At 73.2% G+C, this 13633-nt stretch carries 16 protein-coding genes; 6 read left to right on the top strand and 10 right to left on the bottom strand.

Annotation, left to right across the window (positions count from 1 at the left end; translation table 11 throughout):
- Nucleotides 1–94: 94 nt before the first annotated feature.
- The gene (locus AB0J21_RS09910; RefSeq protein ID WP_363145357.1) at nt 95–592 is read right to left on the bottom strand and encodes a GNAT family N-acetyltransferase; all 498 of its coding nucleotides are present in this window, start codon (nt 590–592) and stop codon (nt 95–97) included.
- Nucleotides 593–658: 66 nt separating this feature from the next.
- The gene (locus tag AB0J21_RS09905) at nt 659–1717 is read right to left on the bottom strand and encodes a YafY family protein (protein ID WP_363145356.1); all 1059 of its coding nucleotides are present in this window, start codon (nt 1715–1717) and stop codon (nt 659–661) included.
- A 147-nt stretch (nt 1718–1864) separates the two neighbouring features.
- Here AB0J21_RS09905 and AB0J21_RS09900 point away from each other — a divergent pair, with 147 nt between their 5' ends.
- On the top strand, nt 1865–2266 hold the full coding sequence (locus tag AB0J21_RS09900) for a VOC family protein (RefSeq protein WP_363145355.1): 402 nt from the start codon (nt 1865–1867) through the stop codon (nt 2264–2266).
- Nucleotides 2267–2485: 219 nt separating this feature from the next.
- Nucleotides 2486–4741, top strand: a complete 2256-nt coding sequence (locus tag AB0J21_RS09895; protein ID WP_363145354.1) for a helix-turn-helix domain-containing protein — start codon at nt 2486–2488, stop codon at nt 4739–4741.
- Nucleotides 4742–5012: 271 nt separating this feature from the next.
- On the opposite strand, the gene AB0J21_RS09890 is transcribed toward AB0J21_RS09895, so the two are convergent.
- From AB0J21_RS09890 to AB0J21_RS09870, 5 genes are read right to left on the bottom strand one after another with little or no spacing between them, the layout of a single operon-like run.
- Complete coding sequence (locus AB0J21_RS09890) at nt 5013–5189, bottom strand: DUF397 domain-containing protein (protein ID WP_363145353.1); 177 nt, start codon at nt 5187–5189, stop codon at nt 5013–5015.
- A 21-nt stretch (nt 5190–5210) separates the two neighbouring features.
- Nucleotides 5211–5393: a DUF397 domain-containing protein gene (locus AB0J21_RS09885; RefSeq protein WP_363145352.1), complete on the bottom strand. Its 183-nt coding sequence runs from the start codon at nt 5391–5393 to the stop codon at nt 5211–5213.
- Nucleotides 5394–5416: 23 nt separating this feature from the next.
- A complete protein-coding gene (locus AB0J21_RS09880) occupies nt 5417–5743 on the bottom strand; it encodes a DUF397 domain-containing protein (protein ID WP_363145351.1) in 327 nt (108 codons plus the stop codon).
- A 21-nt stretch (nt 5744–5764) separates the two neighbouring features.
- Entirely contained in the window at nt 5765–5890 is a 126-nt protein-coding gene (locus AB0J21_RS09875) for a DUF397 domain-containing protein (protein WP_363145350.1), read from the bottom strand.
- Nucleotides 5847–6731 carry a helix-turn-helix transcriptional regulator gene (locus tag AB0J21_RS09870; protein WP_363145349.1) on the bottom strand — a complete coding sequence of 295 codons (885 nt, stop codon included), beginning with the start codon at nt 6729–6731 and terminating at the stop codon, nt 5847–5849. The genes AB0J21_RS09875 and AB0J21_RS09870 overlap by 44 nt, the downstream gene beginning before the upstream one ends.
- 213 nt (nt 6732–6944) lie before the next feature.
- On the opposite strand from AB0J21_RS09870, the gene AB0J21_RS09865 reads away from it, so the two are divergent.
- Together AB0J21_RS09865 and AB0J21_RS09860 are read left to right on the top strand one after the other, a co-directional pair.
- Entirely contained in the window at nt 6945–7385 is a 441-nt protein-coding gene (locus AB0J21_RS09865) for a hypothetical protein (protein WP_363145348.1), read from the top strand.
- Entirely contained in the window at nt 7382–7570 is a 189-nt protein-coding gene (locus AB0J21_RS09860; protein ID WP_363145347.1) for a hypothetical protein, read from the top strand. The genes AB0J21_RS09865 and AB0J21_RS09860 overlap by 4 nt, the downstream gene beginning before the upstream one ends.
- Here the strand turns inward: AB0J21_RS09860 and AB0J21_RS09855 are convergent.
- A complete protein-coding gene (locus tag AB0J21_RS09855; protein ID WP_363145346.1) occupies nt 7560–8909 on the bottom strand; it encodes a PLP-dependent aminotransferase family protein in 1350 nt (449 codons plus the stop codon). The genes AB0J21_RS09860 and AB0J21_RS09855 overlap by 11 nt on opposite strands.
- Before the next feature lie 86 nt (nt 8910–8995).
- On the opposite strand from AB0J21_RS09855, the gene AB0J21_RS09850 reads away from it, so the two are divergent.
- A complete protein-coding gene (locus tag AB0J21_RS09850; protein ID WP_363145345.1) occupies nt 8996–9808 on the top strand; it encodes an alpha/beta fold hydrolase in 813 nt (270 codons plus the stop codon).
- 72 nt (nt 9809–9880) lie between these two features.
- On the opposite strand, the gene AB0J21_RS09845 is transcribed toward AB0J21_RS09850, so the two are convergent.
- Nucleotides 9881–10879 (bottom strand): DUF5937 family protein, encoded by a 999-nt coding sequence (locus AB0J21_RS09845; RefSeq protein ID WP_363145344.1) that lies wholly within the window; start codon nt 10877–10879, stop codon nt 9881–9883.
- Between the two features lie 89 nt (nt 10880–10968).
- Here AB0J21_RS09845 and AB0J21_RS09840 point away from each other — a divergent pair, with 89 nt between their 5' ends.
- Complete coding sequence (locus AB0J21_RS09840; RefSeq protein WP_363145343.1) at nt 10969–12267, top strand: MFS transporter; 1299 nt, start codon at nt 10969–10971, stop codon at nt 12265–12267.
- Between the two features lie 30 nt (nt 12268–12297).
- Here the strand turns inward: AB0J21_RS09840 and AB0J21_RS09835 are convergent, their stop codons facing one another.
- Nucleotides 12298–13632 carry an alpha/beta fold hydrolase gene (locus AB0J21_RS09835; RefSeq protein WP_363145342.1) on the bottom strand — a complete coding sequence of 445 codons (1335 nt, stop codon included), beginning with the start codon at nt 13630–13632 and terminating at the stop codon, nt 12298–12300.
- Nucleotide 13633: the final 1 nt, after the last annotated feature.

The following is a 13633-nucleotide window of genomic DNA, read 5'->3' as shown; positions in this document are numbered from 1 at the left end:
GGCGAGCAGGTGCGACGGCGGCGGGCTCGGCGTGGGGCCGCAAGGTCACGCGGGACGCGGAGTCACGAGGCGCGGAGTCACGAGGCGCGCGGAGTCACGAGGCGCGTGGCAGCGCGAGCCAGTCCTGCCAGGAGAGGTCGCGGCCCAGGTAACGGGGCCGGCGGAAGGGCCAGTCGGCGTCGATCCAGCGTGGTACGAGCGCGTCGAGCGCGTGTTCCGCCTCCCCGCCGGCCAGCTCGTCCACCACCCACCAGGAGATCTCCGCGTCACAACCGGTGCGCTCGGGCGGGTCGACGTAGACACAGCCGAGGATCGCCGTCTCCTCCTCGTCCAGCAGGGCGTAGTTGAACGACTGGTGCGCGGCGATCTCCCGCTCGTGGCGCAGCAGGTCGGCCCGGTCCTCCTCGAAGGTCATCGTCTCGGCGGGCCAGCCCCAGGCCGGGCCGAACTCCTCCCACAGCCGCTCCCTGGAGCCCATGACGGCGGGGTAGTCGATCGCGGTGTCCGCCTCCCGGACCGGCCGCAGGTGCAGCGCGGTGCCGGGCACGGGTACGTGGACGGGGTGGACGAAGTCGTCGGGCAGCCAGGTCATAAGGCTGAAGGTTAAACGGCGCCCGCCCACAGCCGCCTCGCCCGCCGTCCGCCGCCGCGCCCCTCCTCAGTCGTCCTCACGGATCGTCTCCCCACCCCCGGAGCGGCGCGCACGGGCCGCGAAGCGGTCCGCGAACTCCTGCACCAGGACTTGCAGTTCGTCAGGTCGCTCGATGACGAAGGGCAGGTCGAGGGAGGCGAGGACCGGAGGCAGCCAGTCGAGCCGCTCCGCCCGCAGCTCGACGCGCAGCCAGCGCCGCCCGGCGCCTCCGGGGTCGCCTTCTCCAAGGCGTTCGGCCCCGGAACCGGACTCCTCCGCCACCGTCGCGACGCTCTCCGGGAGCCGGGCGCGGACCTGCCCGGCCGTCCCGTACATCCGCAGGGACACCTCGTACCGGTACTCCGCCGTCGCGAACCCGGACAGGACGCGCCGGGCCGGGTCCGGTCCGGCGGCGGGTGCCTCGAAGGACCCCGGCAGGGCGCGCGCGTCGGTGACGCGGTCGAGCCGGAAGGTGCGGTCCTCCCCGATCCCGGGGTCCTCCCCGATCCCGGGGTCCGCGCCGGTGACGTACCAGCGGCCCCCGTGCGCCACGATCCCGTACGGGTGCAGGGTGCGCTCGGTGCGGCGGCCGGTGCGGTCGGTGTACCTGACCGAGACGGGACGGCGGTGGCGTACCGCGTCGGCGAGGGTGAGCAGGACCTCGGGGCCGGGGGTGGCGAGCGCGTCGGCCGGTTCGGTGAAGGCGAGGGAGTCGAGTACGCCGTCGAGCCTGCGGGCGAGCGGCCGGGGCAGAACGCGGCGGATCTTGGCCGCCGCCGTCTCGCTCGCGGTGAGCGTCGTCGTCAGCCCCGCCCGGCGTCCGGCGACCAGGCCGAGCAGTACGGCGACGGCCTCGTCGTCACCGAGCATGAGCGGCGGCAGACGGTAGCCGGGGCCGAGGCGGTAGCCGCCGTACCGGCCGCGCACCGCCTCGACGGGCACGTCCAGGTCGGTCAGCTGCTCCACGTACCGCCGCACGGTGCGCCCGTCGACACCGAGCCGCCCGGCGAGTTCGGCCGTCGTCCGGGTACCGCCCGACTGCAACAGCTCCAGGAGGGTGAGGACGCGGCCGGTGGGACGGGACATGTCGCGAGCCTAGAGCCGATACCGGACCGGTTCCGCCCGGTATTCGTCCTAGTGTGCCGAGCGAGAACCGAAGGACCACTGCCGCTACCGCTCCACCACTCACACCCCCGGCACCCCCGTCACCCCCGTCACCTCCAGGAGAACACCATGAATCTCGTCTCGCTCCGTGTCATCACCGACGACGTCGCGCGCCTCGTCGCGTTCTACGAGAAGGCCACCGGGCTGTCGGCGACCTGGTCCACCGAGGACTTCGCCGAACTCGGCACCCCCGGCGGCGCGACCCTCGCCCTCGCGAGCACCCGCACGGTGCCGCTGTTCGCGCCGGGCTCCTCGCGTCCGGCCGACAACCACAGCGTGATCCTGGAGTTCCTGGTGGACGACGTGGACCGCGTGCACGAGAACCTGACCGGTTTCGTCACCGACTTCGTCAACGAGCCCACGACCATGCCGTGGGGCAACCGTTCCCTCCTGTTCCGCGACCCGGACGGCAACCTCGTCAACTTCTTCACCCCGGTGACCCCGGAGGCGATCGCGAAGTTCGGGCGCTGAGGGCGGCGCGGACCTGAGGAGCCGGAGTGACGGAGAACGCCGGAACACACGACGCGAGGCCCGGACCGGCGTGTTCCCCGTCCGTCCGTCCCGGTCCGACAGGTGAGACGTGCGGTGGAGCGTTCAATCCACTGATGCTACGTTCGCCGCTTTCAGAGGCGTCGGTACCCGCCGGGGCTCCAGCGGCAGGGCCGGCCGGCGCGCGGCTCCGGAGGCGTGATGGACACCAGCACATTCGGTCGGCTGCTGCGTGCGGCGCGGCAACGTGCCCTGCTGACGCTGGAAGGTCTCGCCGGGGCGTCCGGGGTGAGCGTGCGGGCGATCAGCGACATGGAGCGGGGCAAGAGCCTGCCGCGACAGGCGACGCTGGCCGAGCTGATGGACGCCCTCGAACTCGGTGAGGACGAACGGCGGCGTCTGGTCCACGCGACGGCCCGGCCCTCCGGGCTGGTCCCCCGCCAACTGCCGCCCGACTCACCGGCCTTCCGGGGCCGTCAGGAGGCGCTGGCCGCCGTGCACGGCTTCGCCTCGCAGGCGGCCGGTCAGGTGGTCATCTCGGCGATCGGCGGCATGGCCGGGGTCGGCAAGACCGCGCTCGCGGTGCACTGGGCCCACCAGGTCGCGGACCGCTTCCCCGACGGTCAGCTCTACGTCAACCTGCGCGGGTTCGACGACTCCGGGCGCCCCCTGGAGCCCGGCGAGGCGCTGGGCGGGTTCCTGACCGCGCTCGGCGTACCCAGCACGGACATCCCGCGCGCCACCGAGCGGCGTGGTGCGCTCTTCCGCGAACAGGCCGCCTCCCGGCGCCTGATCGTCGTCCTCGACAACGCCCGCAGCGTTGAACAGGTCAGGCCCCTGCTGCCCGCCGCCGCCGGGTGCCTGACCCTCATCACCTCCCGCGACCAGTTGGCCGGACTCGCCAGGAGCGAGGGCGCGTCCCTCGTCAGTCTCGACGCGTGGAGCCGGGACGAGGCGCTGGCCGGACTCGCGGCCCGGATCGGCGAGGAGCGCAGCGCGGCGGAGCCCGAGGCCGCCGCCGAACTCGTGGAGCTGTGCGGCTGTCTGCCGCTCGCGGTGGCCGTCGTGGGCGCGCAGCTCAGTGCCACGCCCCGGATGTCGCTGCGGGCGGGCGTCCGCGAACTGCGCGCGGCCCGCCTCGACACCCTGTCCGCCGACGATCAAAGGCTCGACATCCGGGCCGTCTTCTCCTGGTCCTACCAGGCGCTCGGCGCCGGGGCCCAGCGGTTCTTCCGGTACCTGTCCGTCCACCCTGGCCCGGCCGCCTCGGCGCAGGCCGCCGCGTCGCTCGCGGCGGTGGAGATGCCGCAGGCCCGGCGTCATCTGCGCGAACTGGTCTCGGCCAGCCTCCTGTCCCGCGACGCCTACGGCCGCTACGTCCTGCACGACCTGGTCCGCGCCTACGGCGCCGAACTCGTGACCGAGCACGGCGACGACCGTCTCGGCGCCGAGACCCGGCTGCTCGACTACCTGCGCCACAACGCGCACGTGAACACCCCGCACATCACGCACGACCCGCCCGGTCTGCCCGACGAACCGGTACCGGGGGTGGTGAACGCCCCCGCGGGAGACCGGGAGGAAGCCGTGGACTGGTTCCGCCGGGAGGAGACGACCGTGGCCGCCGCGCTGCGCGCCTTGGAGGAACCGCGTCTGCTGAGCCATCGCGTCCACACCGCCCTGGAGTGGTCGGCCCACAACAGGGCCTCCGGACACTGGGCCGAGGAGATCACGACCCACCGCATCGCGCTCGACGCGGCCCGCGCGCTCGACGACCCGGACGCCATCACCTACGTCTGCTACCACCTTGCCCGGGCGTTCATGGTCTCGGCGGGAGATGTCGCCGGGGCCGACGAGTTGCTGAGCCTCATGCTCACCCACCAACCCCGGCTGCCGCTGCGGGAGCAGGCCCGCAACGAGCGGTACATCGGCGTGTTGCGCAGTGCGCAGGGGCGTCACACCGAGGCGCTCCAGCACACACGCAACGCCCTGACGATCTTCCGCACCCTCGATCAGCCCGCGAAGGTAGCGGAGACGCTCGGCGGCCTGGGCTGGCAACTCGCGGTCTTCGGCGATCCCCACGAGGCCATCACCACGTGTGAGGAGGCGATGGACCTCCTGCGCGAACTCGGGAACGAGAGCCGTCAGGCCGGGGTCTGGGACAGCATCGGCTACGCGCGCCAGCGCCTCGGCCACCTCGATGCGGCGATCACCGACTACCGCACGTCGCTGCGGATCTGCGAGAGGCTGCGGCTCGGACCCTCCGATCAGGCCGACGCACTCGATCACCTCGCGTCCGCCCTGCTCGAACGCGGCGACACCGAAGAGGCCAGGAGCGTCTGGCACCAGGCCGCCGACCTGCTGTCCTCCGTCCGCGCGGCCGGCGCCGAGAAGATGCGCGCCAAGGCCGAGGCGCTGCCGGGTCCGGAGGACACCCGCACGGGTGAGCGGCCCGCCTGACCGGCGGACGGAATCCTGAAGCGGCGGATCACGGGCTGCGGAGGGCGCGTACGGTCGAGGTGCGCGAGCTCAGAGACACCACAGCCACGTTCGCCGACCAGATCCAGGTCCTGACCACGCGCGACGTCGAGCGCGTGGAGGAGAACACCCACCTGGTCGAGCGGCTCGGGCGAGCAGGCGGAAACCCTGCCTCCGCCCCGCCCGCCCGGGCCCTCAGCAGCCGCGCCCACGAGAGACCGGCCCACATGAGCACGGAGCCCGCGTCAGCCGGTCAGCAGCCGTTCAGCAACCGCGTGTACGCGGTCGCGCCGAGCAGGAGGACGGGGCCGTGCGCGCGTTTGCTGTCGCGGACGGGGACCGTGCCGGAGGGGGTCGGGTCGGCGATCTCCACGCAGTTGCCGCCGTCATTGCCGCTGTAGCTGCTCTTGCGCCACGTGCGTTCGCTCATCGAAAACCGGCCCCCTTCGGGTTACTTCGTCTTGGCGTACTCCAGGAACGTGGTGAACTCGGCCGCGCCGACCACGAGGACGGGGCCGCCCAGCACCTTGCTGTCACGGACGGGGACGACGCCGGGGAGGCCGGAGGCGATTTCCACGCAGTCGCCGCCGTTGGCGTTGCTGTAGCTGCTCTTGCGCCGCGTGTGTTCACTCATGCCGGACCGGCCCCTTCGTGGGCTTACTTCGACTTCGCGTACTCCACGAACACACGGAACGAGGCCGCGCCGACCGATAGAACGGGGCCGCCCGGCCGCTTGCTGTCGCGGACGGGGACGAGGCCGGGGACGCCGGGGGCGATCTCCAGGCACTCACCGCCGTCGTTGCCGCTGTAACTGCTCTTGATCCACTGCGTGTACGCGGTCGCGCCGATCAGGAGGACGGGGCCGTCCGCGCGTTTGCTGTCGCGGACGGGGACCGTGCCGGAGGGGGTCGGGTCGGCGATCTCCACGCATTCGCCACCGTCATTGCCGCTGTAGCTGCTCTTGCGCCAGGTACGTTCGCTCATCGAAAACCGGCCCCCTTCGGGCTACTTCGTCTTGGCGTACTCCAGAAACGCGGTGAACTCGGCCGCGCCGACCAGCAGGACGGGACCATTCTGCACCTTGCTGTCACGGACGGGGACGACGCCGTGGAAACCGGACGCGATCTCCACGCACTCTCCGCCGTTGTTTCCGCTGTAGCTGCTCTTGGCCCAGTTCGCGTCGCTGAGGTCGAGGTGGTTCATTCTGGCCGTACCTTTCCATCGCGTCCCTGATCAGGACGGCGGACTCCGAGGCAGAGAGAGCATCCGCCCTGAGCACATCATAGGTACGAGCGTGGTTGTCGATGACCGATGGATCCTCGCTGAAGTGCCCCCAGTCGATGGACTCTGAGTACGCCCAAGTGACCCCGGTGGGCAGGTTGATGAGCATCAACGGGGTATTGGGGCGTACAGCCTTTGGCGAATCCGACGGTACGACTTGGATGCACACGTTGGGTTGGCTACCTACCTTCAGCAAGTGCGCGCACTGGAGCCGCATAATCTCGTAGCTCTCCACCGAGTTGCGCAGGCAGCTTTCGTCGAGAACCGCCATCAGGAAAGGGCCGTCGCGTTCCAGGTACCGGGTCTGCCTGCTCAGTCGAGCCCGCACCCGTTCTTCGACGGGCACGTCCTCGACTACCTGGGCGAAGATGGCCGCCGCGTACTCCCTCACCTGGAGCAGCCCCGGGATGACCATCGACTGGTAGATCCGGATGCTGATGGCCTCGTCGTCCATCCGCGCCCGCTGTTTGAACCAGTCCGGATGCTCCACGATCGGATACCAGTCCGTCTCGTCCCAGAGCACGATCAACGCCCCACCGGCGCCCAAGAAGTCGTCGGCGGCCTGTGCGTGCTCCCGGTCCGGCACCCGTGTGCCCGCCTCGAATCTCGCCAGGTGCGAGCGATCGCAGTGCATCGCCTTGGCCGTCTCCACTTGCGTCTTACCGGCCTTCTCCCGGTAGTGCTTCAGCATTGTGCCGAAGGCTCGGGCCGAACTGCCGCCCTGCTTACCGCCGTCACCGTTCCTACGAGCCACCGTGGCTCCCCTTCGCCGGTGTGTCATGACGTCACTGACACGTGTCAACCGTTGCGTTCGTCCCTACCCCAGCGCGAACCTGATCTCACACTCCGTAGCGAGAAAAGATTCTCTTATCGTGATGTACCACAACACAAGGGACCGCAAGGGATGAATGCCACTCCGCCTCCGCAGGACATCGCCTCCGCGCTTCATCTCGCCCTACTCGCACGGGGGTTCGACCTTCCGATAAGGGGCGCCCTCGGGGCCGAGGGGCCCGTCGTGGAGGTGGACCCGTTGCCGTGCGCGGTCGCGATGCGGCTGACCAACGTCCTTGGAGGCAAGGCCACGGGTGCCACTCTCGGTAACCCCCGCAGGGAGTCCGGTCCGCCCCCGCCCAAGCCGCCGGTCGGGACCATCGTGGTCGACATGCGCCGCGAGCAAATCGCCCGTTTCCAGGCCGCGATGGGCGGACGCTGGTGGCTGCGTCCGGTGCGCGGCGGGTGCGAGTGGAGTGCCGCGCCCACCGACGTACGGATCGCCGGTCCCGCCGAACGACTGCGGGCCGAGGCCGCCCGCGCCAACGCCCGTAGCCGAGGAGAAGTCCTGTGACGCACCAGAACCCCGACCTGCCCCCCGGAGAAGACCGCCGGGACGCCCAACCGTCCTGCTCCGCCTGCGCCAAGCTCATGGACCAGGAGCGCCGGGCGCTCGCCGTGTACGACCACAGTCAGGCCGTCGACTGCCGGGTCCTGCTCGCCCGGCACCGGCGCGCCAAGCACGGGTTCAAGGACTGAGAGCACCGCTCACGGGGGACCGGGCGAGGGCGGCCAGACGCTCCAACGCGTCCTCCAGCGTGTCCGGTTCGGGTGAGGCCAGGCCCAGCCTGACCCGTCGCGGTGCCGTGTACGGCGGCACCGCGAACGCGCTGCCCGGGGTCACCGCGACGCCCCGCGCGCGGGCCGCCGCGACGAAGGTGTCCGCGCGCCACGGGGGCGGCAGTTCCCACCAGGCGTAGTAGGCGTGCGGGTCGGTATCGATCACGAAGCCGGGCGCCAAGTGGCGGGCCACCAAAGCCTGTCGGGCCGCCGCGTCCCGTCTCTTCGCCTCGCTCAGGCGCGCCACCGTACCGTCCTCCAGCCAGCGCCGTGCCGCCTCCAGCGGGAAGCGGGCCGCGCTCCAGCCGCCCGTGCGCAGCGCCGTGTCCGTACGGGCCGCCTCCCCCTCCGGGACGTACAGCAGGCCCACGGTCAGGCCGGGCGCGAGCCGTTTCGAGAGGCTGTCCACGACGTACGTACGAGAGCCGTCGCCCTCAGACGCGGGGGACTCGCCCTCGCGCAGGAAGGCCCACACCCGGTCCTCGATCACCGGGACGTCCAACTCGGCCGCGACCGCCGCCAGTTCCGCGCGCCGCGCCTTCGGCGTCGTGCGGGAGGTCGGGTTGTGCAGGACCGGCTGGACGTACAGCGCGGCGGGGCGCTGCGCGCGTACGGCCTCCGGGAGGATGCCGTACGCGTCGGTGGGGAGCGGGACGAGGATCCGGCCGAGGCGTTCCGCGATCTCCTTGACCAGCGGATACGTCAGGGGCTCGACGCCGACGCGGGCGCCGCGCGGGGCCGCGCGGGCCAGGGCCGCCGCGATGGCCTGCCTGCCGTTGCCCGCGAACAGGACGCGGTCCGGGTCGGCGTCCGGGCCGAACAGTCCGGCCGCCGCGCGCCGCGCCGCCTCCGTACCGCGCGGCGACACCGTGCCCGTCGCGGCGGCCAGGACGTCGGGGCGCAGGAGCGGGGCGAGGGACGCGGACAGCGCCTCCGCCTGGCCCGGGACGACCGGGTAGTTCAGCTCCAGGTTCACCGGGACCGCCGCGCCGTCCGCTCCCTCCGCTTCCTCCGCGCCCGGCTGCGTCAACGGGCGTCCGCTCGGCGGCTCCACGGCGCGCACGAAGGTGCCCCGGCCCACCTCGCCGGTCACCAGTCCGCGCCGCACGAGTTCCGCGTACACCCGGCCCGCCGTGGACGGCGCGACGCGGTGCCGGTGCGCGAACGCGCGCTGCGTCGGCAGCCGGTCCCCCGGCCGCAGCCGGCCCGCCGCGATCCGCGCCGCCACCGCCTCGGCCAGCCGCCGGTACTCCTCCACCCGAGCCCACCTCCCCGCCCCACGTATCGCACCGAGTGCAAAGCCGAGCATTGCACCGAGCGGCGGCCGGTTCCTAGCCTCTGACCATGGCAGACACCGCCGAGGTCAACGGCATCCGCATCGCGTACGAGGACGACGGGCCGCGTACCGCCCCCGCCCGGGGGTGCCCCCTCGTCCTGATCCACGGGCACCCCTTCGACCGGTCGATGTGGGACCCGCAGCGCGCCGCCTTCCGCGAGCGGCGCCGGGTGATCGTCCCCGACCTGCGCGGCTACGGGGAGACGACCGTCGTCCCCGGCACCACCCCGCTCTCCGTGTTCGCCGAGGACCTGCGCGCGCTCCTCGACCACCTCGGCGTCGAGGAGTTCGTGCTCGGCGGGCTGTCCATGGGCGGGCAGATCGCCATGGAGTGCCTGCCGGTGTTCGGGGAGCGGATACGCGGACTGCTGCTCGCCGACACCTTCGCCGAACCCGAGACCGAGGACGGCGTACGCGCCCGCCGCACCATGGCCGACCAGCTGTCACGCGAAGGAATGAACCGGTACGCGGCCGACGTGTTGACGCGCATGGTCGAACCCGCCGGGCCACGCCCCGAGGCCACCGCGCACGTCCTGCGCATGATGCGCGCCGCCCCGCCCGAGGGGGCCGCCGCCGCCCTGCGCGGCCGGGCCCTGCGCCCCGACTACCGGCCGCTGCTGCGCACCGTCCGCGTGCCCGCGCTCGTCGTCGTGGGACGGCTCGACACGTACACGCCGGTGCGGGACGCCGCATCGCTGCACGCGCTCGTCCCTGACAGCGAACTGCACGTGATCGAGGGCGCCGCCCACCTGCCGAACCTGGAGCGGCCCGAGGCGTTCGACGCGGCCCTCGCCGGGCTGCTGCGCCGCGTCGACTCCTGACCGCCGACCCGGCCGCCGTACCGGACACGCCCCTCTTCCACGAGGTCCACCCCTGACGCCCGGGGGCGCGGACTACGCCGCCGCCGAGCTGAGCAGCGCCTCCGCGACCGCCGTACGCGCGTACAGGACCTCGCGGCCCGAGCGGTGCGCGCTCACCAGGCCCGCGTCCCGCAGCGCGGTGAGGTGCTGGGAGGCGCCCGGCACCGAGAGCGCGGCGAGGCGCGCCAGGCGGGTCGTCGAGGCCGGGGTGCCGAGTTCGGCGAGCAGCCGGGCGCGGGAGCGGCCCACGACCGCCGCCACCGCCTCGCTCGCCGAGGACCCGCGCTCCGCCCACAGGTTGCCGACCCCCCGCGCCGGATAGGCGATCTGCGGGGACTCCCCGGTCGCGGCCCGCGTCAGCACGCGCGGCCACACGAACGCCGAGGGGATGAGGAGCACGCCCAGGCCGCTCGCCCCGCTCTCCAGCGCGCAGACCCGGTGCGCCAGGCGCAGCGCGCCCTCCTCCCACTGGATCGTCTCGTGCAGCCCCGCCATGACGTGGCCCGTGCCGTACTCGGCGACCTCCCGGGCCCGGCCGAAGACGTCCGCCTCCAGCAACTGCCGTATCCGCGCCCAGTACGGGGCGACCGCCGCCTCCCAGTAGGCCGTGACCTCCGCCGCCACCCGCTCCAGGCCGGCCGCCGGATCGGCGCGCAGGGCCCGCGCCCCGGGGCCCTCCTCGCCGCCGGACGGGAGCCGCGCGGCGAGCAGGTCCAGTTCGGCCCGCACCTGGCCGGGGGCGGTCGCGCGGATCGCCGCCAGCTCCTCCGGCAGGTCCGGGAAGGGGCGGGCGGGGGTCGGGTTCAGGAAGTCGGCGAGATAGCCGTCCCGAGGGATCAGCTCGGACAGCAGCCCCGAGCCCAGGCCCAGGGCCAGCACGCGGGGCCGCACCTCGGCGAGCCAGTGGCGGTGCGGCACGTTACCGGCGGCCGTACGCAGCAGCCGGTAGCTCGTGACCACCTCCCACATCGGGGACACCGCGAACCGGGTGTGCGCCAAGTCGGCTGTGGTGAAGGTGAGTTCGACGTCCACGACGATGTCCTCCCAGGAGCCCCACGGGGTGGGTTAAGCCTGAGCTTAATCATTGTCGGCGCCGGTGGGGCCGGCCGCAGGCTCGCGTCATGCCCACCGAGCCCGATCCCGAGCGTTCCGACGCCGTCCCCGCCCTCCCCGTCACCCCGGCCGTTCCCGCCACCCACACCTTCGCCTCCCGCCTCGTCCCCGCCGCCTACCGGGGGCTTCCGGCCACCGTGTGGACGCTGTTCGCGGGGACCGTCGTCAACCGCTTCGGCTACGTCGTCACCCCGTTCCTCGTCTTCTTCCTCGCCGACCGGGGCATCACCGGGACGCAGGTGCCCTGGGTGCTCGGCGCGCTCGGCGCGGGCAACCTCCTCGGCCCCGCGCTCGGCGGCCTCCTCGCCGACCGGATCGGACGGCGCCCGACCATGCTGTTCGGGCTGGTCGGCGCCTCCGTCGCGCAGGGCGCGCTGTTCTTCGCGCCGGGCCTCGCCACCATGGCCGCCGCCGCCCTCCTGCTGAGCACCACGGGGGCGACGGTCGGCCCGGCCGCGTACGCGCTCATGGCCGACGCGGTCGCCCCGGTCGCCCGGCGCCGCGCCTACGCCCTGTTCGGCTGGGGCGTGAACATCGGGACCGCCGCCGCCGGGATCATGGGCGGACTGCTCGCCGCGCACGGCTACTGGCTGCTGTTCGCCGTCGACGCCGCCTCCATGCTCGGCTACGCCGCGATCGTCGTGACCCGGCTGCCCGCGCCGCCGCCGAACGGCCCGGTCCCCTCTGGCAAGCCGGCGAAGGGCGGGGGCCACGGCTACGGCGTCGTGCTGCGCGACCGGCTCGCCCTCCTGCTGCTCCCGCTCCTCGGCGTCCACCTGTTCGTGTACTCGCTCACCGAGGCCGCGCTGCCGCTCGCCGTGGACGACAGCGGGCTCGGACCCGCCGTGTACGGGGCGCTCGCCGCCGTCAACGCCGTCCTCGTCGTCCTGCTCCAGCCGCTCACGACGCACTGGCTCGCCGACTTCGACCGGGTGCGGGTCCAGGCCGTCGCCGGGGCCGTCATCGCCGCCGGGGTCGCGCTCACCGGGCTCGCCGACAGCGTGTTCCTGTTCGTCGTGTCCGTCGTCGTGTGGTCGGCCGGCGAGGTGCTGGCCGCCGGGATCAACGCCGCCCTCGTCGCCGACCTCGCCCCCGCCGAGGCACGCGGCCGGTACCAGGGCGCCTTCCAGTGGTTCTGGGGCCTCGCCCGCTTCCTCTCCCTGACCCTCGGCGTCACCCTCTACACGGCGGCCGGTCCCGCCGTCCTGTGGTGGACGGCGCTCGCCGCGGGCCTGCTCGGCACCCTCGGCGTCCTCGCCCTGCGCCCCGCCCTCGCCCGCCGCGCCGCACACGACCTCGCGGCCTGAGACGCGGCCGGAGGGGGGCGGGCCTCCCGCTCACTTGTGGTCCCGGAGGAAGGCAGGGACGTCAGCCCGGGCCGGGTAGTCGGGCAGCGGCGCGGGCTCGTCCTGGAGGAACGCGGTGATGACGGCTGCCGCCCGCTCGTCGTTGTCACCCAGGCCGTTCCACATGTGGTGGCCGACGCCGGGCATGTACTGGGTGCGCTGGACGGCGGGATCGTTCGCGAGGATGGTCGTCTGCCACTGCCGGACCTGGGAGGAGCACTCGGCGAGCATCAGCATCGCGGGTGTCCGGGAGCGCCTGAGCCGAGGGGCGACGGAGGGGGAGTCCTTGATCGTCTGCTGGACGCGGAGGCTGGCGGCGGCGCTGAAGGAGAAGTTCTCCCTGGTGTCCTCGACCGGGATCCGGTGCGCGTCCCGCGCGCAGTAGGCGGACGCGGTGTCGCTGCCGAGATCGGCGGCGGTGAAGGCGTTGTCACCCTCCGCCTGCCCCACCAGCCCGTTGTCCGGGCTGAGCAGTCCGAGCCGCATGAGGCCGAAGGCGACCGCGTACCGGGGGACATGGGTGGAGCGCGGTCCGGTCATGGCCGGGGCGATGCCGCGGGCCGACGGCCGGCCCTTCTGCCCGGCCATCCGGGCGGTGGGGCCGTCCACCGGGCCCGGCTCGGCGATGACCGCCCGGCGCAGGTGGCCGGCGACGGCCGGGTCGGCCAGCGCCCGGGTGAGCACGACCGCGCCCGAGGAGAAACCCAGCACGTCGGCGCGGCCCTTGCCGAGCTTGCCGACGAAGGCATCGAGATCGCGGACGGACCGGGTGATCGAGTACTGGTCCATGGGCAGCAGATCGCTGCGTCCACCGCCGGCCTGCTCATAGGCGTACACGTCGTAGCCCTGTCCCGCGAGCCGCCGCAGGAAGCGGTGGTCGAGCAGGGAGATGCCGCGCACCGGGCCGCCGTTGAGGTAGACGAGCGGGACGCGGTGGCGGGGGCTGTCGCCGGTGGGCGGGTAGTGGTAGACCGCGACCCGGCTGCCGGTGGAAAGACGCCAGTGCCCGGTGGTCACGGACGACAGGGCGGCCGGGGGGCGGCGCGCCGTGGGGACGGTGGGGACGCACACCGACAGCGCCAGGGCCGCCGCGACGAGCCCGGGCAGGTACGGCACCAGCCGCCCCCGCCAGGAGCGGCGGCGGCCCCGCCTCAGCGCCGCGAGGACCGCGATCCCGACGACCGCGCACCATGCGACGAACCCCGATCCCGCGCCGTCGGTGGCGACGATCAGCGCCAGGAAGAACGCGACCAGCCCCACTACCGCGGCGGTGGCCGCCAGCAGGCGGCCGGCAAGGCGCGTAAGACGTATGACGGTTGGTGGCACG

This window comes from Streptomyces sp. NPDC049954 (genome assembly GCF_040656295.1).
Lineage (GTDB): Bacteria > Actinomycetota > Actinomycetes > Streptomycetales > Streptomycetaceae > Streptomyces.
The sequence above is the reverse complement of the archived record's forward strand: the minus strand, read 5'-3'. Positions and strand labels throughout refer to the sequence as shown.